This window comes from Microbacterium sp. T32 (genome assembly GCF_001619615.1).
Classification (GTDB): domain Bacteria; phylum Actinomycetota; class Actinomycetes; order Actinomycetales; family Microbacteriaceae; genus Microbacterium.
Window position 1 is genome coordinate 85,716 of the sequence record NZ_LQQP01000009.1, and the last position, 20,833, is coordinate 106,548.

General features: G+C 71.2%; 17 protein-coding genes. 5 read left to right on the forward strand and 12 right to left on the reverse strand.

Features of this window, described 5'->3' with window-relative positions; genetic code table 11:
- Nucleotides 1-14 precede the first annotated feature (14 nt).
- Nucleotides 15-1,214 (reverse strand): MFS transporter, encoded by a 1,200-nt coding sequence (locus tag AVW09_RS04790; RefSeq protein ID WP_063256932.1) that lies wholly within the window; start codon nucleotides 1,212-1,214, stop codon nucleotides 15-17.
- 115 nt (nucleotides 1,215-1,329) lie between these two features.
- On the opposite strand from AVW09_RS04790, the gene AVW09_RS04795 reads away from it, so the two are divergent.
- Complete coding sequence (locus tag AVW09_RS04795) at nucleotides 1,330-1,776, forward strand: MarR family winged helix-turn-helix transcriptional regulator (RefSeq protein ID WP_063256933.1); 447 nt, start codon at nucleotides 1,330-1,332, stop codon at nucleotides 1,774-1,776.
- A 79-nt stretch (nucleotides 1,777-1,855) separates the two neighbouring features.
- Here the strand turns inward: AVW09_RS04795 and AVW09_RS04800 are convergent, their stop codons facing one another.
- The 4 genes from AVW09_RS04800 to AVW09_RS04815 form a co-directional block, all read right to left on the reverse strand.
- Nucleotides 1,856-2,083, reverse strand: coding sequence for a hypothetical protein (locus AVW09_RS04800; RefSeq protein WP_063256934.1), 228 nt, complete (start codon nucleotides 2,081-2,083; stop codon nucleotides 1,856-1,858).
- Nucleotides 2,080-2,847 carry a potassium channel family protein gene (locus AVW09_RS04805; protein ID WP_063256935.1) on the reverse strand — a complete coding sequence of 256 codons (768 nt, stop codon included), beginning with the start codon at nucleotides 2,845-2,847 and terminating at the stop codon, nucleotides 2,080-2,082. The genes AVW09_RS04800 and AVW09_RS04805 overlap by 4 nt, the downstream gene beginning before the upstream one ends.
- A 72-nt stretch (nucleotides 2,848-2,919) precedes the next feature.
- Nucleotides 2,920-4,662, reverse strand: coding sequence for a Na+/H+ antiporter (locus AVW09_RS04810; protein WP_063256936.1), 1,743 nt, complete (start codon nucleotides 4,660-4,662; stop codon nucleotides 2,920-2,922).
- A 429-nt stretch (nucleotides 4,663-5,091) separates the two neighbouring features.
- The gene (locus AVW09_RS04815) at nucleotides 5,092-5,883 is read right to left on the reverse strand and encodes an SDR family NAD(P)-dependent oxidoreductase (protein ID WP_063256937.1); all 792 of its coding nucleotides are present in this window, start codon (nucleotides 5,881-5,883) and stop codon (nucleotides 5,092-5,094) included.
- Nucleotides 5,884-5,942: 59 nt separating this feature from the next.
- Between AVW09_RS04815 and AVW09_RS04820 the strand changes: the two genes are divergently transcribed.
- The 3 genes from AVW09_RS04820 (at nucleotide 5,943) to AVW09_RS04830 (ending at nucleotide 8,577) form a co-directional block, all read left to right on the forward strand.
- Nucleotides 5,943-6,632, forward strand: a complete 690-nt coding sequence (locus tag AVW09_RS04820; protein WP_063256938.1) for a TetR/AcrR family transcriptional regulator — start codon at nucleotides 5,943-5,945, stop codon at nucleotides 6,630-6,632.
- A 95-nt stretch (nucleotides 6,633-6,727) separates the two neighbouring features.
- The gene (locus AVW09_RS04825; RefSeq protein WP_063256939.1) at nucleotides 6,728-7,048 is read left to right on the forward strand and encodes a hypothetical protein; all 321 of its coding nucleotides are present in this window, start codon (nucleotides 6,728-6,730) and stop codon (nucleotides 7,046-7,048) included.
- Nucleotides 7,049-7,140: 92 nt separating this feature from the next.
- Complete coding sequence (locus AVW09_RS04830) at nucleotides 7,141-8,577, forward strand: HNH endonuclease signature motif containing protein (RefSeq protein WP_063256940.1); 1,437 nt, start codon at nucleotides 7,141-7,143, stop codon at nucleotides 8,575-8,577.
- Between the two features lie 128 nt (nucleotides 8,578-8,705).
- Here the strand turns inward: AVW09_RS04830 and AVW09_RS04835 are convergent, their stop codons facing one another.
- From AVW09_RS04835 to AVW09_RS04865, 7 genes are all read right to left on the reverse strand, one after another.
- Nucleotides 8,706-12,053, reverse strand: coding sequence for an ATP-binding protein (locus AVW09_RS04835; protein WP_063256941.1), 3,348 nt, complete (start codon nucleotides 12,051-12,053; stop codon nucleotides 8,706-8,708).
- Nucleotides 12,050-12,790, reverse strand: a complete 741-nt coding sequence (locus AVW09_RS04840) for a DUF4194 domain-containing protein (RefSeq protein WP_063256942.1) — start codon at nucleotides 12,788-12,790, stop codon at nucleotides 12,050-12,052. Before AVW09_RS04840 ends, AVW09_RS04835 begins: the two co-directional genes overlap by 4 nt.
- The gene (locus AVW09_RS04845; protein WP_063256943.1) at nucleotides 12,783-14,258 is read right to left on the reverse strand and encodes a DUF3375 domain-containing protein; all 1,476 of its coding nucleotides are present in this window, start codon (nucleotides 14,256-14,258) and stop codon (nucleotides 12,783-12,785) included. Before AVW09_RS04845 ends, AVW09_RS04840 begins: the two co-directional genes overlap by 8 nt.
- Before the next feature lie 45 nt (nucleotides 14,259-14,303).
- The gene (locus AVW09_RS04850) at nucleotides 14,304-16,286 is read right to left on the reverse strand and encodes a glycosyltransferase family 39 protein (protein WP_063256944.1); all 1,983 of its coding nucleotides are present in this window, start codon (nucleotides 16,284-16,286) and stop codon (nucleotides 14,304-14,306) included.
- Between the two features lie 215 nt (nucleotides 16,287-16,501).
- Nucleotides 16,502-17,857 (reverse strand): APC family permease, encoded by a 1,356-nt coding sequence (locus AVW09_RS04855; protein ID WP_063257059.1) that lies wholly within the window; start codon nucleotides 17,855-17,857, stop codon nucleotides 16,502-16,504.
- A 215-nt stretch (nucleotides 17,858-18,072) separates the two neighbouring features.
- Complete coding sequence (locus tag AVW09_RS04860) at nucleotides 18,073-19,467, reverse strand: aspartate aminotransferase family protein (protein ID WP_063256945.1); 1,395 nt, start codon at nucleotides 19,465-19,467, stop codon at nucleotides 18,073-18,075.
- Nucleotides 19,464-19,934 (reverse strand): Lrp/AsnC family transcriptional regulator, encoded by a 471-nt coding sequence (locus AVW09_RS04865; protein ID WP_022878024.1) that lies wholly within the window; start codon nucleotides 19,932-19,934, stop codon nucleotides 19,464-19,466. The genes AVW09_RS04860 and AVW09_RS04865 overlap by 4 nt, the downstream gene beginning before the upstream one ends.
- Nucleotides 19,935-20,104: 170 nt before the next feature.
- On the opposite strand from AVW09_RS04865, the gene AVW09_RS04870 reads away from it, so the two are divergent.
- The gene (locus AVW09_RS04870; protein WP_082822820.1) at nucleotides 20,105-20,830 is read left to right on the forward strand and encodes a HEAT repeat domain-containing protein; all 726 of its coding nucleotides are present in this window, start codon (nucleotides 20,105-20,107) and stop codon (nucleotides 20,828-20,830) included.
- Nucleotides 20,831-20,833: the final 3 nt, after the last annotated feature.

A 20,833-nucleotide genomic window follows, 5' to 3' on the forward strand; every position in this document is an offset into this window, starting at 1 on the left:
GGCCGGACCGCCGCTCAGCGGGACGAGGCCACGGATTCGGGGGCGGGCGTCGTCCGCGGCGCGGCGTCCCGGCCGCGCTGGCGAAGCATGGTCACGGCGAGCACGACGACCGCCGCAGTGGTGATTCCGGCACCGATCCACAGCGGGGACGTGTACCCGAGGCCGGCCGCGATGCCGATGCCGCCGGCCCAGGCCCCGAGGGCGTTGCCGACGTTGAAGGCGGCGATGTTGGCACCCGAGGCGAGGGTGGGCGCTGAGCCGGCGAAGACCATCGTGCGGCTCTGCAGCGCGGGGACCGTCGCGAACCCGAATCCGCCCATGAGGAAGAGCGCGACGATCGTCGCGACGCTCGATCCCGCGAGCGCCGCGAAGGCGACCAGAACCAGGAGGAGCGCCGACACGGCGACGAGCAGCGTGCCGTCTATGGACCGGTCCGCGAGGCGTCCGCCGAGCCCGTTGCCGATGACGAGACCGATCCCGAACAGCACGAGCAGCCACGGCACGGCGCCGCTGTCGAACCCGCTGACCTCGGTCAGGGTGTAGGCGATGTAGGTGAAGGCGCCGAACATCCCGCCGTAGGCGAGGACCGTGACCACCAGCGAGATCCACACCTGCCCCGAGCGGAACGCCCGCAGCTCGTGGCGCAGGCGGATTGCGGCATCCGGTCGGGGGAGCTTCGGGACGAGCGTCAGGATGCCGATGAAGGCCAGGATGCCGATCCCCGAGATGACCCAGAACGTCGAGCGCCAGCCGAACTGCTGGCCGAGGAACGTGCCGAACGGCACGCCGAACACGTTCGCGGCGGTGAGGCCGGTGAACATGAGCGCGATGGCACCGCCGCGCTTCTCGGGGGCGACGAGGCTCGCCGCGACGACAGAGCCGATACCGAAGAACGCGCCGTGGCAGAGCGCGGCGATGATGCGACCGGCCATCGCGACGCCGTAATCGGGGGCGAGCGCGGTCAGCGCGTTGCCCAGGACGAACAGGACGAGGAGGCCGAGGAGCACGGGCTTCCGCGGGAGTCGGGTCGTCGCGGCGGTGAGGCCGAGGGCGCCCACCACGACGCTCAGGGCGTACCCGGAGATGAGCCAGCCGGCCGAGGACTCGGAGACGGCGAAGTCCGTCGCGACCTCGGGCAGCAGCCCCATGATGACGAACTCCGCGAGTCCGATGCCGAATGCGCCGACGGCGAGGGCGATGAGTCCTAGGGGCATGAGGGGTCTCCTGATACACTCGAGATAGTTGCACGCGCGCTCTTTTGCAGCGGCGAGGAAAATAATTGCACACGCAAGTAAAGCGCGCAAGCAAGTATCGAGGAGGAGTGCGCCCATGGGAATCGCTGACGACGCCGTCGAGATCCGCGCACGCGGCTGGCGCACCCTGGCGGCGCTCCACGGGCTCATCGAGACCGAACTCGAGCGCGCGCTCGGTGTCGTCGAGCTGTCTGTCGTCGAGTACACGGTGCTGGACGCGCTCGACCGCCAGGACGGGTGGCACATGCGCATGCAGCAGCTCGCGCGGGCGGCGGCGCTCAGCCCGAGCGCGACGACGCGACTTGTGAACCGGCTGGAGGACCGCGGCCTGCTCACGCGCGTCCTGTGCGCCGACGATCGACGCGGGATCTACACCGAACTCACCGCGGCCGGGCGCTCACTGTACGAGCGCGCGCGTCCGGTCCACGACGAGGCGCTCGAGCGCGTGCTCGCGGATGCCGAGAAGCAACCCGAACTGGCGCCGGTCGTCGACGCGCTGCACGGGGTGGCCCTCCCGGCCTGACGCCCGTTCCGGCGGGGCCCGGGTCGGTCGTCCGGCGGCGGCCGCCGCGGTCGTCAGGCGAGGGTGAGCGGCGCCGGCGTCAGACGATGCCGCCGATCATGGCATCCCGTCGCAGCTGATCGTGGGTGGCGTGGAACTTCCCGTCGGCCGTCCACCAGGCCTCGTGGCCGGCGGCATCCGGGAGCTGTTCGACCACGGCGGGCCAGTGGGCTCTGATGTCCTTGAGGTAGTAGCGGATCTCGCCGCCGATCGTGCGCTTCTCGACCTTGTCGGAGGCTTCCAGCTGGTCCTGCGTGGGCTCGCTCATGCCGTGAGCCTAGGGTCGGGCTCGGCCGGCGGGACAGGGGTTGCGGGTGACGGCTGCCCCGCGCGGAGGAGGTCCTTGAGCTCCGCGATCTCCGCCCGCATCGCCTCGACCTGCGCCTCGGTCGCCGCCGTCGCCTGCTCGTTCTCCATCGAGACGCGCTGCACGATCCACGACGCGAGGGTGGCCGTGACGACACCGATGAGCGCGATCCCCCCGATCATCAGCCCGACGGCGACGATGCGGCCACCGATCGTGACGGGGAAGTAGTCGCCGTAGCCGACGGTCGGGATGGTCTCGAACGACCACCACACGGCATCCCCGAACGACGAGATCGGACCGTTGCTGCCCTTCTCCTCGTCGTACACGGCCAGCGCCGCCACGAACACCGTGAGCGCGGTCGCGCCGATCGTGTAGATCGCCACGCGGCCGCGCAGCATCGACTCGGTGTTGCGCTGGATGAGCGCGATGATCGTGAAGAACCGCAGGAGGCGGAGCGGCCGGAACACCGGCAGCGCGACGATCGCGAGGTCGAGGAGGTGGCGCCAGAACCAGCGCCACCGGTTCTCGGCGATCGCGATGCGCACGACGTAGTCGACGGCGAAGGCCACCCACGTGATCCGCTGCAGGATCTCCGCGATCGTGCCGACCACGCCGCCCGGGTGCGCCAGGATCTCCGCGGCATACGAGGCGAGGAAGACGACGGCCGCCACGACCATCGGCCACTGCGCCGCACGTTCCCAGCGTGCGAGACGTTCTCCGTACATGGGGTGATTATGGCGCAGCCTCGGGGCGGCGCTGACCGCGGGTTTCCGCGGCTTTCACCGGCAGCTCCGGGCTCAGTCGGTGGCGCGTTCCATGCCCCGCGCGCGGATCTCCTCGATGTCGAGATCGGCGAGGATCCGGCGGGCGACGAGGTCGTCGATCGTGCCCTCGCGGCGCAGGCGCAGCAGCACCTCGCGCTTGCGGTCGAGGATCGCCAGGCGCAGGCGGGTCGCCTCCTTGTGGCGGAGGATCGGCGACCGCTGGGTGAGGTCGATGTCGTCGCTCACGGCGATCATCTCCAGCTGCCCCGCGGGCTTGCGGCCGTCGTCGTCGCCGTCCATGCCCGGGGGGATCGGCCCCATCCGGGACGCGGCGTCGTCGCCGCCGGCATCCATGTCGTCGTTCTCGCGGTCGCGCTCTTCGGCCGCCCGCTGACGCGCGACCGCGCGGGCGTTCGCGAGTTCGAGGCGCTCGTATCCCTCCTGTCGCGCCCGGTCGCGGACGAGGTCGCTGACGCCGTGCTCGGCCGCGAGATCGTCGAGGGCGGTGAGCGCGGCACCCGAGATCGCGCGCTGGGCGAGCTCGAACTCCTCGATCGCCGCGTCGTCGGTGGGGAGCTTGGCCCACCGGATGACGGCGGGGAGGAGCGGGCCCTGCACGAGCAGGGTCAGCACGATCACGCCGGCGGTGACGAAGACGACCGCGTCGCGTCCGGCCACGGGGGTGCCGTCGGCCGTCGTCAGGGGAACGGACAGGGCGATCGCGAGGGAGACTGCGCCGCGGAAACCGGCCACGGTGCTGACCACGCGGGACCGATGTCGCAGGGACCGCGACGATCCGGCGCCGGGCCGCGAGAACGGCGAGAAGAACCACTGGAACAGGTACCGCACGATCGCGAGCACGATCCAGGCGGCCACCGTGATGAGCAGCAGCATGCCGATCTCGGAGGGCGAGATCTCGTGCAGCACCAGCTGGATCTCGAGGCCGATGAGCACGAACAGCGCACCGTTGAGGAGGTAGACGCCGAAGGGCCAGGTGGCATCCGCCGCTCTCCGCGACATCGCCGTGGTGATGCGGGGAGCGATCCAGGCGACGATGAGTCCCGCGAAGACGACCGCGAGCACCCCCGACGCGTGGGCGACCTCGGCCACGAGGAAGGCCACGAACGGGACGAGGGCGAGGGTCAGGTTGATCGTGAGCGTCGACTCCATGCGGCGCAGGGCGAGGTACGCCAGCGCCGCGACGGCGACACCCGCGGCGGCACCGCCTACGTAGGACAGGGCCACCATGCCGGTGATCTGCCACGGGGTGACCTGGTCGCCGATGAGGAGCGAGACCGCGATCGAGTACAGCACCAGCGCCGTTCCATCGTTCGTGAGGCTCTCGGCCTTCAGCTTCATGAACGTGCGCTCGGGAAGCAGGCGGCCGAGGGCGGCGACGGCGGTGGCGTCCGGGGGCGCGACCGCCGCGCCCAGCACGAGCGCGGCCTCCCACGGCACGCCCATCCACGTCGCGACGCCGGCGACGGCGAAGGCGGATGCCACGACCAGCAGCGTGCTCATCGGCACGATGTAGCGCAGCGACCGGCGGACCGAGCGCAGCGACGTCGTCCACGCCTCGCGGAACAGCAGGACGGGGAGGAACAGCAGCAGCACCGTCTCGGGCGGCAGCTCGATCTGCCGCAGCTCGGGCACGAAGCCCAGCGCGAGCCCGATCACCAGGAGCACGAGCGGCGTGGCGACCCGCAGCCGCGGGGCCAGCACCGTCCCCACGAGCATCGCGAGCCCGAGCAGAACCGTGACCTCGAGTCCTTGCATCCGCAACCGCCTTTCCCGCGCCCTCAGCACACAGCGTAGAGAAGGGGTGGGACATTCCCGACGCCGCGTTCGCTGTGAGCGTGCGGGCGCGGGGTGGGGCGCTCGGCGGCGCTCGCTCAGTGATCCGCGGGATGTCGGTCGCGTGCCGGGGATTGCGGCTGAGGTTGTGCGGATGGCTGAGGTTGTGCAGGTGCGGTGGCCGGGTGGCGCGCTGCGGCGTCGCGCGGCGCTGGCTCAGGGATTCGCGGGATGTCGGTCGCGTGCCGGGGATTGTGGCTGAGGTTGTGCGGATGGCTGAGGTTGTGCAGGCGCGGTGGCCGGGTGGCGCGCTGCGGCGTCGCGCGGCGCTGGCTCAGTGATTCGCGGGATGTCGGTCGCGCGCCGGGGATTGCGGCTGAGGTTGTGCGGATCGCTGAGGTTGCGCCGATGTCAGGCGCGCCTCGATGGGCGCATCGCGCGCTCCGCGATCGCGATGGCGGCGCGTTCGGGCAGGATCGCGGCGAGGCGGGACGAGATCGCGTTCGCCGCCCCGTCGATGACCGTGGGTCGTCCCCGCCGGAGCCCGTGCAGCGCACTGTCGACGACGCCCTCGGGTGTGCGGCGGGGGCCGAACGACGCGTCGTCCCCCGCGGTGGCGAAGAAGGGCGTCGCGGTCGCGCCGGGGCAGATGGCCACGACGTCGACCCCGGTTCCGCGGGTCTCCCGCCATAAGGCGCGGGAGAACGACAGCACATAGGCCTTGGTGGCGCCGTAGACCGACATGTGCGGCAGCGGCTGGAAGGCCGCGGTGCTCGCGACATTGACGACGGCGCCGCGGTGGCGCTCGAGCATGCCCGGGAGCAGGAGGGCGGTGAGCTCGGTGAGGCTGGTGACGTTGACCGAGATCTGACTGCTGACCGAGGACGGTGATTGGGTGGTGAGGTCGCCGTGGATGCCGAGTCCCGCGTTGTTGACGAGGGCGTCGATCTGCAGATCGTGGTCGTCGAGCTTCGCGACGAGGGCCGCCGCGGCCCCGGGCACGTCGAGATCGTGAGGAATGGCGAGCGCACGGATGCCGTGTCGCCGGGCAAGCTCGTCGGCGAGGGCGTCGAGCGCGCCCGCGCTCCGGGCGACGAGGACGAGGTCGCCACCGTCGGCGGCGATCCGCTCGGCGAAGGCTTTCCCGATCCCGGACGAGGCGCCGGTGATGAGGGTGGTGGTTCCACGGCCGATCGCGCGCATGAGGTCCTCCTAATTAAACAAACCAGTCGGTCTATATAAATAGGAACTATACTGGCGGAATGTCCGCACGTCCAGGCGTCTCCGAGTCGGCCCTGTCGCCCGAGGCCTCGGTGCGTCGCGTCGGACGGCCCCGGGGGCGCACGTCGCAGGGGGCGGCGTCGCGAGAGAGCATCATCGACGCCGCCGCGAAGGTGTTCGCACGGCTCGGCTACGACCGGGCTCGCATGGCCGACATCGTCGACGCGAGCGGTCTGTCGAAGGGCTCGGTCTACTTCCACTTCGACAGCAAGGAAGCGCTGGCGGTCGCCGTCCTCTCGGCGCGGCACGACCGGTGGATCACCGACGTCCGGCGCACGCTCGACGAGATCGAATCAGGGGAAGCGCGCCTGCGCGCCATTCTCCCCGCCGTGCTCGCCCTCCACGACGGGGACCCCGACGCGTGGGTCATCTCGCGGCTGACCTGGGCCCTGGCCGACCAGCCCGAGACTCGCGACGTCGCGGCATCCCTCACCCGTCGATGGATCGACGTGGTGGCGGAGATCGTCCGCGACGCCGCGCGTGAGAAGGGGATAAACATCGACGCGTCCGCCGTGGCGACAGTCGTCGTCGGCGGCTTCGACGGCCTCAAGACGACCGCCGCGGTGCTGCACTCCGACGATCCGGATGCCGCGCACGAGGCGCTCGTGTCGGCGGGACGCGTGTGGGAGCGCATGGTCTTCGACCTCGTTCTGGGTCCCGACCTGCGCTGAGCTGAGTGGATTATCGGCGATCGCGTCGCCGGTGCCGTCCACAGATCCGCAGGTGGCCTCTATCGGGGCGAACCATCGAGATCCATTCTGGTCCAATGAGCGCAGATGTCCGCGAATCGCCGCAACTTACCAGTCCAATACGACCGGATTGGACCGTTTATGGCCTTCTCGACTGGATCGCCGCCGACGACGGGCGTTGCCATGACACGCGTCTCGACGATCTCCTGGATGCCATCGACCGTGCGCTGGGCGCCGTCCCGGCCGGCGTCGGCTCGACGGTCGTCCTCGTGAGGTCTCTCGCGCTGCGTGTCGCGGAGGTGCCCACTCTGGGGGAGCTGCGCCTCGGCGACATCGTCACCGGAGCGGACGACGAGGGGGCCGCGGAGGCGGCCGACCGGCTCCTCGTGGCGGTGTGAGTGTCCAGCCCGCCGGCGATGTGGAATTCGGTGGACATGCACCGAGCGCGGCCGCATCCCGCGATGTCGGAGGCCCTCGGTAGTTTCCGGATATGGCATCCCTCGCACCTCTCGCCGACCGGTCGTCCGTGACCGGCGCGGGGCGAGAGGCGCCCTGGTGCAGCGATGATGACCTTCAGGCGGACGCCGACACGGCTTGGGCCGTCGACCTCGGTCTCCTGGACGCCGACGAGCGTGATCCGTGGATGGGCGAGCCGGACTCGGCGCAGGAGGAAGAACCCGCGGGGCTGGTCGGCATGATGAGCGCCCTCGCCGTGAGCTCGCAGGATCGCCATCGCGCGGCCGCGGCAGAGTCGGCGCTGATCCGGCGCCTCCTGGATGCCGCGCGTGCGGATCCGGCCTCGTGGGTCGGCGAGGACCCCACGCTCGACCCGGGGTGGATCGACGGGCGGGGCCGCAGGGTGGCCGCGGTTCGGCGCGATCGCGAAGACATGGCTGTACGAGCCGTCGTCGCGGAGATCGCCGTGCGGCTGCGCCTGTCGGAGCAGACGGTCCGTGCGCGGGCCGCCGAGACCGAGATCCTGCAGCGGCGGTGCCCCAACCTGTGGCGGGCTTTTGCCGACGGCAACGTCTCCGAACGGCACGCCACGGAGACGGCTCGGCTCGCCGCGTCGCTGCCGGAGGATCCGGCATCCTGGGCGGAATTCGACGCGGGCGTCGTCGACCGCGCCCTGCGGCTCGCGCCGGCACGATTCGTCGCGTCCGCGCGAGCCCTGCGGGAGCGAGTGCACGCGGAGTCCCGCGAATCGCGGCATCGTCGTGCGGCACAAGACCGAGGGGTCTGGCTCACCCCCGAACTCGACGGCATGGCGACCCTCACGGCGTTCCTGCCCGCCGCTCAGGCGTCCGAGGTGATGGCGCGCGTCGACCGCGCGGCTCGTCACCTCCGTACCCGGACCGACGAGGAACGGACCCTCGCGCAACTCCGGGCGGACGCGTTCGCCGATCTGCTGTCAGTCGGGTCCGCGGCGCCCGACAGCGACGGAGGGCGCGCCCGCGGCCGCGCGGCCGTCGTCGTGACGGTGCCCGCGCTCACCCTTCTCGGAGCTGACGACGCACCCGCGACCCTCGACGGCTATGGCCCGATCGACCTCGACACCGCTCGGCGCCTGGCTGGCGAGGCGACGTCGTGGATCCGCGTGTTGACGCACCCGGTGACGGGTGTGCCTCTCGCGCTCGACCGGGCCCGGTACCGCGTGCCGACGGCGCTGCGTCGCTGGCTCGGCATCACGTCACCGACGTGCATCTTCCCCGGGTGCGGCCGCGCGGCGCGCGACTGCGACCTCGACCACCTTCGATCCTGGGCGGAGGGCGGCCCCACCGACGACCACAACCTCGCCCCGGAGTGCCGACATCACCACCGTGTCCGCCACGAGACGCGGTGGCACCCGTCCGTCGGCCCCGACGGCGAGTATCGGTGGATCTCGCCGCTCGGTCGCGAAGTGGATGCCGACCCGCCACCGTTCTAGCGTGTCGAGTCTCTCGCGGCGCCGGGATCTCTTGCGACGCGGGGTTCATGCGCTGGGATCAGTGCGCTCGGGCGTTCGCGTCTCGCGGGAGCCTCTCGGTGGCTCGGTCCGGCGCGCCCTCCTCACGCTCAAGCCGGCAGCGCCACCTTCGCCTTCGCCCACGAGCGCCCGCGCGTGTCCTTGAGGATGTCGTACTCGACGTCGACGTGCGGCTCGATCGCGCTGTATTTGTCGTTCGGGGCGCCGATGACGAGCTGGAACCCGAGGCCGCGCCACGCGCCGATAGCGCGCTTCGTGAAGTGCGCGTCGGCTTTGATGAGCGCCTCGTCGAGGAACACCGGGGCGTAGCGCGGGCGCTCGGCACCGGCATCCCCGAGCTGGTAGCGCAGAGCCGCGCCGACGATGAACGCGATGAGCTCCTGCGACTCGCCGCCGGACTTCTCGCCGATGTGGTCGTACAGGGCCACGTGCTCGCCCGTCGCGGCGCGGAAGCGCTCGGCGCTCACCCGCACGTGGTTGCGGACGTCGACGAGGTCGGCGAAGTCGGGCGCGGTGGGCCGGATGCGGCCGATGAGCCGCGCCATCCGGCCGTACACGGCCTCGCGCTCCTCGTCGGTCGAGGCGGTGTCGATCGCCGCGCGCACGTCGCGCAGCTCGCGGCGGAACCGCCGCCGCACCTCGGACTGGCTCTCGCGCGGCACGATCTGCAGGCGGTGCTCGTCGTCGTAGAACGGCAGGTCGCGCATGATGTCGTTGATCGGCGCGATGCGGTCGCGGATCTCGCGGAGCGCGCGGGTGAGCGAGGCGTCGAGGTTCGTGAGGTCGTTGCCGGAGAGCCGCAGGAGGCTGTCCCGCCACTCGGCCTCCAGCTCGTGCAGTCCGCTGGCCTCGAGGTCGGCGAGGATCCGCTCGAAGTCGCCGAGCGAGGCGTCGGGATCGGCGAGCAGGTTCGGGCTCGGCCACCGGTCGAGGAACGCGGTGAGCGTGCGGCGCAGACTCTCGCGCTGCTCGCTCCAGGTCTCCTGCGCGATGCGCTGGTCTTCCAGCAGCCGCTTGGACGCGGATTCGAGTGCCGCGTCGAACCGGGCGAGGCGCTGCGAGGGAGACGCGTCGTCCCCGGAAGGCGCGACGAACAGCGCGTCGAGATACGCGGCTTCCTCTTCGGTGAGCGTGAGCCCCGCGTCCTCGGCGCGTTCGAGCAGGATCTGCGCGGCATCCACCTCGTCCGTGACCTCGGCCCAGCGGGCGGCCAGACGCTGCTGCTCGGTCTTCGCGCCGCCGATCTCTTCGCGGAGCCGCGCGGCGCGGGCGCGCGTGCCCGAGATCTGCTCCTGCAGCTCGGCGATGCGGGGGTTCCCGGCGGTGATCTCGGTGAGCGTCTCGGTCCATCGCTCGATCTCGCGATCGACGGATGCCGTGTCCACCTGGTCCCAGGCGAGGTCGGCGATCTTCTCGAGGGCGCTGCGGCGATCGTCGAACGCGTCGAGGGCGGCCGCGGCCTCGTCGACAGCGGCCTGGGCAGCGGCGAGGTCGCGGCGGACAGCGGCGATCTCATCGCCGAGCTCGGTCAGACGGACGCGGCTGGAGAAACCGAGGATGCTGTGACGGACCGAACCGCCGTGCGCGCCGCGCGCTCCCTGGCTGGTCTGGCCGGCGATCGTGAGGGCGAGTCGGTGCTGCGACAACTCGCCGGCGGCATCCACGCACACGAACGCGAACTGCTGCTCGAGCCGGTCCTGCAGCCAGCCGGTGAAGGGGGAGGGACGGTAGTCGAGGCGACCGGGGAGCGTGGCGGGGTCGAGGCCGGTGCGCTCGGGAAGTCCGGTCGTCACGCCCTCGAAGCGCAGACGCTCCGACAGGCGCACGCCGTCGATCGCGGCCCGGAAGGATGCCAGGTGCGCGGCGTCGACGAGGATCGTCGTGGCGAAGCCCCCCAGCGCGAGCGTGAACGCTCCGCGCCACGGCTCGAACTCGGTGCGGACGTCCACGAGCTCCGCGACGAACGGCAGCTCGGCCGCGGTGAGACCCGCCGCCTCCGCCAGTGCCTCGCGCGCCTCGTGCAGGCGCGGTGGGATGTTGTCGTCGCGGGTCTGCGTGCGGCGGTGCTCGGCCTCGAGCGCCGCGAGCTGCTGGCGCGAGGCCGTGTGCCGGCTGCTGGCGGCGACGAAGGCGTCGCGCACGGCGGACTTGGCATCCGTGTCGCCGAGGGTCCGGCGCGCCTCGTCGACGAGCGCCGCGAAGCCCTTCGCGTCGGCGACGTCCGTGCCGAGCGTCGCGAGCGCGGCGTCGAAGCGGTCGCGGTCGCGCTGCATCCCGGAGCGGCGGCGTTCGAGCCCCCGCAGCTCGCGCTGGGCGGCGTCGAGTCGATCGCCTCCCGCGGCACGCAGGACGTCGACGAGGCCGTCGCGCTCCGCCTCGGCGGCGTCGGCGAGCGCCTGACGTTCGCGTACGAGGGCGTCGGTGGCGTGGGTGCGGTCGCGCAGCTCGTCCTCGACGGCACCGAGCAGGTCGATGCGGCGCTGCGCGCGCCAGAGCGACGCGCGCGACGCGGGGTCGCCGAAGCGCCCGAGCGCCTCGATGATGCGCACGCGCTCGGCGGCGTCGTCGATGCGGGTGGTGATGGTGCGGATCGGCTGCAGTGCCCGCACCTGCTGGCGCGCCTCGAGCATGCGGGTGCGCGTGGACTCGAGGCCGTCGAAGTGCGCGACGACGGCCTCGGCGGTCGCGAGGGTCTCGGGCTCTTCGAGGACCATGCGCTTGTACAGGTCATCGACGGTGGTGATCTGCTGTCCGGCCTGGATACGGGCGAGCAGGCTCATCGCCTTCGATCCGGCGCCGGCCGCGCCGATCCCGAGCACGGCGTGGAGACGCGCGGCGAACTCGCGGTCGGTGGCGAGCGTGTCGAGGCCCGTCGCGCGCACCGCGGAGTCGGACAGGTGCTGGGATGCCGCCCGCTCGAGCGCGCGCAGGTCGAAGGCCCCGTGGATCGTGCCCCGCACCTTCACGGCGTCGTCGAGCACGCGTGCGGCCGCGGGGATGTACCAGGCGCGCACCGCGGTGAAGCGGGCGCCGTCGTGGTCGACCCAGGTCATCGCGATCGCTGTCCACGTGTCGGTGCCGTCGCCGCGCAGCACCCGGACCTTCGTGCCCTCGTCGGTGCGCGATTCGTCGAGCTTGCCGCGGCCGTACGACAGGATGTTGCGCTGCTCCTGCCCGCGCGGGCGGCCGACCACCGCGCCGTTGGAGGCGCCGTTGAACGGGGTCGTGTGCGGCATCATGAGCGCGACGTAGGCGTCCATGAGCGTCGACTTGCCCGACCCGGATCCGCCGCACAGCAGCGTCGCGGTGGGCGCGAAGCGCACGCGGTGCTCGCCGTCGTAGCCGCCCCAGTTGATCAGCTGCAGTTCCTCGGCGACCCACTGCTGACCCCGCGACGCGGCGGGGATCAGACCGAACAGCGTCTCGAGCATCGTCATGCGTTCTGCTCCTCGCGAAGGGATGCCACGGCCTCGACGTCGCCGGACGTCGCGGGCTCGGCATCCGGTGTCTGCTCGTCCAGCCAGCGTTGCAGCTCGCGCAGCACGTCGGCGCTGAGGACGATCTCGATGAGCGGTCCGATGCGGTAGCGCCCCTCGGACTCCTCCTCGATGATCCCCTCGCGGTCGAGGCGCGCGATCGCGGTGCGCACGGCGCGCTGCTGGCTTGCGCGCGTGCCGTCGGACTCGGCGAAGTACGTGAGGACCGTCTGCTCCACCTCTTCGACGTCGACGCGGGCCGACGGCGCCCCCGCGGTCGTCTCGCGCTGGAACACCGTGCGCAGGTAGACGAGCACGAGCGTCTCGGCGCGCGAGTACGCCTCGTCCTTGAGGAGGATCGGCACGTCGACCTCGTCGCTGCGGACCTGCTCCTTGTAGGCGACGCCGCGCTCGTGGTCGACGACGAGCCGCACGAACAGGTCGTTGAGGCGCGACTCGATCATCTGCTGGTGCTCCAGCAGCAGCTTCCACTCGGCGGGGGAGTTCTCGGCGAGCAGGAACCGGCGCTGCAGGATCCGCACGAGCACCCGTCGCACATCGGCATCCAGGATGCCGCGATCCCCGGCGAACAGCGCGTCGGGGTCGTTCTCCATCGCGACGGGGGCGATGAAGGCGGGCGTGTCGTCGTCGGGAATGGTCACGTCGGGAGCAACCGCGGACGTGTCGACGTCAGTCATCGGCATCCGTTTCTGTCGGGCGGACGGCGGTGACCGCCGTGAAAGCGAAGCGGCGGGTCGTGCCGTCGGGGCGGACCGCCTCGACCACGGAGACCTCGTCGCCCTCGGCGAGTCCACGACGGTGGGCGATCTCGAGCAGGCCGACGAGATCGACCGGGCGGCGGGTGTACTCCTCCGCTCCGGCGAAGGCCTCGGCCAGGTCGAACCGCTCGCCGAGCGTCTCGACGTAGCGTTCCAGCTCGGCGTAGTGCGGACCGCCCCACGCGCGGGTGTCGGCGTCGACGAACTCGACATCGGCCTCGTCGGTCGAGAGGGGTGCGGGCGCGCCGGCCGGGCGGATATCGCTCAGCGAGCGCCGCAGGTGGCCGATGTCGGCCATGGGCAGGGTGCGCACCGGCTCGACGCGGCCCGGGGCCTTGGTCTGGCTCCATCGGTGCAGCCCTGCCATCACCGAGCGGAGCAGGTCGTCGACCTGGCGGTCGCGGACCGGGTCGTGCGTCTTCACCTGCACGGTGATGACGTGCGAAGCGCGCCGCTGCGCCGTGAGCACCTCCAGCACACCCGCCTCGACCCGGCGGGCGATGGCATCCAGTTCTCCGCGCTGCTCGGGGGTCATGAGCCGCGCGAAGGGCTGGGTGAGCACGGCGTGCAGCTGTTCGGTGAGGTCGTCGATGTGCTCGGGGTCGCCGATCAGGCGCAGCGCGCCCTGGAACGCCCGCCCCTCGGGCGTGGCCTGCATGACGTGCCGGCCGCGCTCGAGGTACTCGCGCAGCACGTCGCCGGTGGGACGCGCATCGCGGCGCAGCTCGGCGACGACGTCGCGCTGCATCGCGGTGATCGACTCCGCGACGCGGGAGAAGTCCGCCGGGAGCTCGCGGGCGAGGTGGATGACGTTCTCCGCCTCCTCGAGGAGGTGCTCGTCGTCGGGTGGCTCGATGACGCCCTCGTCGAGCGCCGCGATCTCGGCATCCAGGGCCGCCCGCTCGGCGAGCAGGGTCTCGCGGCGCCGTTCGGGATCGGTCTCAGCGTCGCGCGCGAGCCGCTCGACGGCGTCGAGCAGCGTCCGCACGCGGGAACGGGAGACGCGGGCGCGGCCCCCGCCCGCACGCCCGGCGATCTCGAGGGCCCCAACCGCGTGGGCGGAGAGGCGGTAGACCTCGACGTCGTCCTCGATCTGGAGGCTCAGCCAGCCCACGCGCACCCACCCGCGGCAGATGTCGCGCGCGGACCCGGCGGGGATGCGCCGGTCGTCCTCGGTGTCGTACCCCGCGGCGCGCAGCTCGTCCATCGCCTCGGCGACCTCGACGTGCGCGTCGGCGACCGCGACCGCGGGACGGTCGGGCGAGAAAACGTTCGACAGCACGGCCACGACGAACGGTGCGAACCGCCCGTGCAGCAGGTCGAGCATCGGGTTCTTGAACGCCGTGACCGAGCGCAGGTAAGCGGCTTCGGCGCGGGTGGTGGTCACTGGCTCGAGTCTACCGGCGGGGCGGAGCGGCCCCGCGTCGAGGACTCACGTGCAGGAGTAGAGCGTGAACGACGTCACCCCGAACGTCTCGCCGCCTTCCTTCGGGGCGGTGAGGTCCCAGGTGTTCTCACTGCGGCAGTGGTCGTCGCGCACGAGGGCGCGCACCGGGTCGCCCTTCTTCGTCTTCGACCCGATGACGAAGAGGTGAGCGCGACCGCTGGTGACCAGGGAGCGCAGAGCGCTCTCGGTGAAGACCGGAGCGGACCCCGAATACCCGCCGTCCGTGAGCACGCTGTCGCCGGTCGCGACGATGACCGGTGCCGAGAGCGCCCACGAATCGCTCACGAACAGCGGACGTCCGTCGACTCCGCCGCCGTCCTTCTGGGCGGTCTGGACGAGGTGCGTCAGCGCGGGGGACATCGACGGTTCCCCGCCCCACGGCGACCACGCCGACGGGATGAACGCCTCGTCGGGGTGCGGCGACTTCGCGCTGACCCCCACGGAGGCGTCGCCGCCGCTGCCGTCGCGCGTGGAGTCGATGACCTGGGTGCTGAACGCGATCGGACCGCACAGGACCGCCGACGCCAGCAGCGCCGGGATCACCGCGCCCCGCGGGCCCCGGACCGGATGCCACGATCGTGCCGCCGCGACCATCGCGGCGATCAGCCCCGCCGCCCAGACCGCGACCGTCGCGGCGACGAGGACGACCGGCATCCGTCCCTCGATCGACAGGTACGTCCACCACGCGCCCTGGGCGACCAGGAGCAGGGGAGCGGCGAGCCTCGGCCACAGCCGCGCCGCCGACCGCAACCGGACGACCTCCCGCCACGCGAGAGCCGCGAGCAGCGCCAGCGGCACGCCGAGTCCGGCGACGTACGCGGTGTGCGGGACACGCGCCGCGCTGAGGAACGCCGCCGAGACGACCGTCCACAGCAGCAGGGCGACGAGCATCGCGCGGTCGACTCGCGACGCGGCCTCCCGGCGCGGGGCGGCGGTGCGCGCACGCCGCGGCCACCACCGCACCGCCCCGAGGACGATTCCCGCGATCGCCGCGGGGTACAGCCACCCGATCTGCGTCACGAGCGGCGATTCGAGGAGCTTCGTGACGGAGGCCGCTTCGCCGCCGCTTCCCCCGTTCGCGGCGGAACTCTGCGCCGCGAGCATCAGCGCACCCAGGATGCCGCCCTCGGTGGCGTGCGACCCCACCGCCCCCGCGACCGCGTTGGGCACCAGGCGGTCGAGGCCGTTGTAGCCGAACACCATCGCGAAGACGTCGTTGTCGGTCGAGCCGTCGATGAAGGGCCGAGCGCCCGCGGGGGTGAGGGCGAGCAGGAACATCCAGGAGAGGGAGGCGGCGACGCTCGACACCGTGAGCGCCGCCGCGTGACCCCACGCACGCCGTGCACCGGTGGCGGCCAGGACCGTCGCGACGATGAGCCCCGGCAGCACGAACCACGCGGACATCATCTTCGCCTGGAACCCCACCCCGATGAACAGTCCCGCCACCAGCAGCGGCCACCACCGTCCGGTCAGGATCGCCCGCTGCCACCACACCAGGGCGACGGCGAGGGCCATCGTGAGCAGCCCGTCCTCCATGGGGTGACCGAACATCGACACGAAGATCGGCGTCGAGGCCGCCGCCGCGGCCGCGACCAGGCCCATCCCGCGGCCACCCCAGCGCAGTCCCACGACCGCACACGCGAGGATCGTGACGATGCCCTCGACCACCTGCGGCAGCGCGACCGACGACGTGGACATCCCGAACAGGTCGATGCCGAGCGCCTGCGGCACCGCGAACCCCGAGAGCTTGTCGAGGGTGACGGTGGCCGCGGGGTCGAACGCGCCGAAGAGGAGCGCTCGCCACGACTCCGACATCGAGCGGGCGGAGGCCTCGTAGAACGAGAAGTCGCCGCCTCTCGACAGGTTCCAGGTCATGAGGACCGTGGCGGCGACGACGATGCCGAGGAGGGTGAGCCGCGCCCACCAGGGTTCGCGCCACCAGCGCGCGAGAGGGACGGGTGGAGTCACGCCGCTCAGGATCGAGCCGGCGCTCCTGGGCGGCATAGGGAGCGGTTATGAGGGCGCTGTGACTCTGCACGACTCCGGCGGACCGCGGTGGCATCCGTCGCCAACGCGGTGCGGGGCGTGTTCTGCAGGAGTTGTGCGGCGCTGGCCGAGCCGGAAACGCGAAGGCCGCGGCATCCCACCCGGAAGAGGGGATGCCGCGGCCGAAGCGGTGCGGGTCAGATCTCCGAGCGCGGACCCGGGACGGTCTTGTTCACACCCGTGACGGGCTGGTTCTCGTCGAACGAGGCGATCGGGCGCTGGAAGCCCCGGGTCAGGATGACGAGGTAGACGACGCCGATGCCGGTCCAGATGAGACCGCCGATCAGCGCGTGCGCGTCGAGGTTCACCCACAGCAGACCCGTGAGCAGCATGCCGATCGCGGGCATCACGATGTAGCGGAAGATGTCGCCCGGCGTCTTGCGCAGGCCCTTGCGGATCGCGAACCACGCGATCACCGAGATGTTCACGAACGTGAACGCGATGAGCGCGCCGTAGTTGATGTACGCGGAGATCTGTTCCAGCGTGAACGCGATGGCGAGCAGGCTCACGACGCCGACGATGATGATCGAGATCGTCGGGGTGTGCGTCTTCGGGTTGATGAACCCGAAGATCCGGCGGGGGAGCACGTTGTTCCGGCCCATCACCATGAGCATGCGCGAGACCGAGGCGTGCGAGGCCAGCCACGAGGCGAGCGTCGCGGCGAAGCCGGCGGCGGTCAGCACGGCCTGCAGCACGGGGCCGCCCACCTGGACGCCGATCTCGGGCAGCGTGCTGTCCTCGATCGCCTCCTGGGGGAAGGCCGTCGAGTCGGGGAACCGCAGCTGCGTGAAGTACGCCGCGACGAGGAAGATGACGCCGCCGGCGATGAGGGTGAAGAGGATCGCGCGCGGCATGATCTTCGGCGTCTTGGCCTCTTCGGAGTACATCGACACCGCGTCGAAGCCGATGAAGGAGAAGCAGACGACGGTCGCGCCGGCGAGCACGGCGCCGAACTGCACGTCGCTGTGGGCGAAGGGCGCGAGGGACACGGGCGTCCCGGCGCCGGCACCGCCGACGAGCTGCACGATCACCATGACCACGAAGACGGTCATCACGAGGATCGAGAAGACCAGCAGGATCATGTTGACGTTCGACGTCCCGCGCATCGTCAGGTAGATGACGCCGGTGACGCCCGCCGTGAAGACGACGACCCAGATCCAGCCCGGGACGTCGGGGAAGAGCGCCTCCATGTAGCTGCGGAGGATGAGCGCGTTCACCATCGGCAGGAGCATGTAGTCGATGAGGGCGGTCCACCCGACGACGAAGCCGACGCCCGGGTGGATCGACTCGCGCGCGTAGGTGTACGCGGAGCCGGCGCTCGGGATGACGCGCACCATTTTGCCGTAGCTGATGGCGGTGAAGACGAGCACCACGAGGGCGAGCGCATACGCGGCGGGGACGACGTTGTTGGTCTTGTCGGCGACGAGGCCGAAGGTGTCGAAGACGACGGTCGGGGTCATGTACCCCAGGCCGAGCCCCACGATCGACCACAGGCCGAGGGTGCGGGCGAGCTTGGCTCCCGAGTGGGACGGGGGCGCCACGGCGGCGCCGATGTTCTCGTTCGTGGCTTCTCCTAGGAGGGAGGGTCGGAATCGGGTGGATCCGACCGGGCGAGTGGTGTCGGGGTGGTGCGGCGGTGCACCGCTCCGTTCGGGAGCGGGTGGGGCGGGAGCGGATGCCACCGGGGTGGGGTGGCATCCGCTCCGGGTCAGAGGCGCGTCCAGGCCTCGGTGAGGACGGAGCGGAGGATCTGTTCGATCTCGTCGAATTCCGATGGACCGATGGTGAGCGGCGGAGCGAGCTGGATCACGGGGTCGCCGCGGTCGTCGGCGCGGCAGTACAGCCCGGCGTCGTACAGCGCCTTCGAGAGGAAGCCGCGCAGCAGCCGCTCGGACTCGTCGTCGTCGAAGGTCTCCTTGGTGACCTTGTCCTTGACGAGTTCGATGCCGAAGAAATACCCGTCGCCGCGCACGTCGCCGACGATCGGGAGGTCGAGGAGCTTCTCGAGCGTCGAGCGGAAGACGGGGGAGTTCGTGCGGACGTTCTCGAGCAGCCCTTCCTCCTCGAACACGTCGAGGTTCTCCATCGCGACGGCGGACGAGACGGGGTGGCCGCCGAACGTGTAGCCGTGCGGGAACGAAGCGTCGCCGTGCGCGAACGGCTCGTACACGCGGTCGCTCACGATCGTGCCGCCGAGCGGCGAGTACCCGCTGGTGACGGCCTTGGCGAACGTGATCATGTCGGGCTGGTAGTCGTACGCCTCCGCGCCGAAGTAGTAGCCGAGGCGGCCGAAGGCGCAGATGACCTCGTCGCTGACGAGCAGCACGTCGTACTTGTCGCAGATCTCGCGCACCCGCTGTAAGTACCCGGCCGGGGCGGGGAAGCAGCCGCCGGCGTTCTGCACGGGCTCGAGGAACACCGCGGCCACGGTCTCCGGACCCTCGAACTGGATCATCTGCTCGATGCGATCGGCCGCCCACAGGCCGAACTCCTCGGGCGTCCCGCCCCCGAAGCCGGAGTCCGCGGCGCGGTAGTAGTTCGTGTTGGGGACGCGGAAGCCGCCCGGGGTGACCGGCTCGAACATGTGCTTCATCACGGGGAGCCCGGTGATGGCGAGGGCGCCCTGCGTGGTCCCGTGGTAGGCGATCGCACGGGAGATCACCTTGTGCTTGGTGGGCTTCCCCTGGGTCTTCCAGTACTGCTTGGCGAGCTTGAACGCCGTTTCGACGGCTTCGCCGCCGCCGGTGGAGAAGAACACGTGGTTGAGGTCGCCGGGAGCGAGGTGCGCGATGCGGTCGGCCAGTTCGATCGCCGCGGGGTGCGCGTACGACCACAGCGGGAAGAACGCCAGCTCCTCGGCCTGCTTCGCGGCGGCCTGGGCGATCCGGCGGCGTCCGTGGCCCGCGTTGACGACGAAGAGGCCCGCGAGGCCGTCGATGTAGCGCTTGCCCGCGGCATCCCAGATGTGGTGCCCCTCGCCCTTGACGATGATGGGAACGCCCGGGCCCTCGGTCATGACGGACTGGCGCGCGAAGTGCATCCAGAGGTGATCGCGCGCTTTCGTCTGGAGGTCGGACTGCAGGTCGATTTCGTGAAGCGTCATCGCGTTCCCCAGTTGTAGAGCTGTCGGTGGAGTTTCAAATACACGAACGTCTCGGTCGCGACCACGTCGGGCAGCGACCGGATGCGGTCGTTCAGCAGGTCGATGAGGTCGTCGTCGCTCTCGCAGACGACCTCCACGAGGAGATCGAACGACCCGGCCGTGGACACGACGTAGATCACGCCCGGGAGCTCTGCCATCTCGGCCGCGATCACGCGGGTGTCTCCCGACACCCGGACGCCGATCATCGCCTGCCGCGCGAAGCCGAGCTGCAGGGGATCGGTGACGGCCACGATCTGCAGGACGCCGGCGTCCTGCAGCTTCTGCACACGCTGCCGGGTGGCGGTCTCGCTGAGACCCACCGCCTTGCCGATCTCGGCGTACGAGCGGCGGCCGTCTTCCTGCAGCTGCTCGACGATGGCCTTCGACACGCTGTCGAGGACCGGACGCCGTTCCGCGGAGATGCTCATGATGTGGCGACGGTATCAGCGCTCACATCGGTTACTCAATGATGAAATCGAGACTTATTACGCGGTAACACCGCGGAAACCGTCGTTCGTGGCCTCTTCGGCGTCGAAACGGGGCCGGGAGTCCCGACGCGTGTCAAGCTGGGCGGGGCGACGAACGGGAGGGCCGCAGCATGGCCGACGGCGACATCACGGCGGGTCTTCGGACGGCACTGGAGCGGGACGACGCGTCGCTGCGCCTGCGCGCGGCGATGGATGCCGGGACCCGCCCGAACGACGCGTTCATCGCCGTGCTGGTGGATCGCTGCGCCGTCGAGCCGGACTTCTTCGTCCGTGACATGCTCACGTGGGCGCTGACGCGGCACGACCCCGAACTCGTCGTCGCCGCGATCGTGCCCGAACTGGGATCGCCGTTCCCCCAGGCCCGCAGCCAGGGCCTGCACACGCTGTCGAAGATCGGCGACCCGGCCACGTGGTCGGCGATCACCCCCGCCCTGCTTCACGACGAGGAGACCGCCGTGGCGCGCGCGGCGTGGCGGGCGGCGGCGGGACTCGTGCCGGACGCCGAGCGGGCCGCCCTCGCCGGCGCGCTTGCACGTCACCTCGGTCAGGGCGACATCGAGACGCGCCGCAGCCTCAGCCGCGCGTTCGTCATGATCGGCGAGGAGGCGCGGGCCGCGGTCGACGCGGCGGCGGAGTCGGACGACGAGGCCGTTCGCGTGCACGCCCTCGCGACGCGGGCGCTGATGGACGATCCGGATGCCGGTTTCGAGGGCGCCGTCGACTACGCGCGGCGCGTGAACGCCCAGCGCAACGCGCCGGACGCCCCGGCTGCGGGTACGGATGCGGAACAGCCGACGCCGGACGCCCCCGAGGAGACGGGGACGCCCGACGCCTGAGCC

Excerpts from the sequence above, each read along its gene's own strand:
- AVW09_RS04795 (WP_063256933.1), top strand. The coding sequence starts at position 1,330 with ATGGGAATCGCTGACGACGCCGTCGAGATCCGCGCACGCGGCTGGCGC.
- AVW09_RS04830 (WP_063256940.1), top strand. The coding sequence starts at position 7,141 with ATGGCATCCCTCGCACCTCTCGCCGACCGGTCGTCCGTGACCGGCGCG.
- AVW09_RS04860 (WP_063256945.1), bottom strand. The coding sequence starts at position 19,467 with ATGACGCTTCACGAAATCGACCTGCAGTCCGACCTCCAGACGAAAGCG.
- AVW09_RS04810 (WP_063256936.1), bottom strand. The coding sequence starts at position 4,662 with ATGCAAGGACTCGAGGTCACGGTTCTGCTCGGGCTCGCGATGCTCGTG.
- AVW09_RS04790 (WP_063256932.1), bottom strand. The coding sequence starts at position 1,214 with ATGCCCCTAGGACTCATCGCCCTCGCCGTCGGCGCATTCGGCATCGGA.
- AVW09_RS04835 (WP_063256941.1), bottom strand. The coding sequence starts at position 12,053 with ATGACGATGCTCGAGACGCTGTTCGGTCTGATCCCCGCCGCGTCGCGG.
- AVW09_RS04825 (WP_063256939.1), top strand. The coding sequence starts at position 6,728 with ATGAGCGCAGATGTCCGCGAATCGCCGCAACTTACCAGTCCAATACGA.
- AVW09_RS04865 (WP_022878024.1), bottom strand. The coding sequence starts at position 19,934 with ATGAGCATCTCCGCGGAACGGCGTCCGGTCCTCGACAGCGTGTCGAAG.
- AVW09_RS04815 (WP_063256937.1), bottom strand. The coding sequence starts at position 5,883 with ATGCGCGCGATCGGCCGTGGAACCACCACCCTCATCACCGGCGCCTCG.
- AVW09_RS04840 (WP_063256942.1), bottom strand. The coding sequence starts at position 12,790 with ATGACTGACGTCGACACGTCCGCGGTTGCTCCCGACGTGACCATTCCC.
- AVW09_RS04870 (WP_082822820.1), top strand. The coding sequence starts at position 20,105 with ATGGCCGACGGCGACATCACGGCGGGTCTTCGGACGGCACTGGAGCGG.
- AVW09_RS04820 (WP_063256938.1), top strand. The coding sequence starts at position 5,943 with ATGTCCGCACGTCCAGGCGTCTCCGAGTCGGCCCTGTCGCCCGAGGCC.
- AVW09_RS04800 (WP_063256934.1), bottom strand. The coding sequence starts at position 2,083 with ATGAGCGAGCCCACGCAGGACCAGCTGGAAGCCTCCGACAAGGTCGAG.
- AVW09_RS04805 (WP_063256935.1), bottom strand. The coding sequence starts at position 2,847 with ATGTACGGAGAACGTCTCGCACGCTGGGAACGTGCGGCGCAGTGGCCG.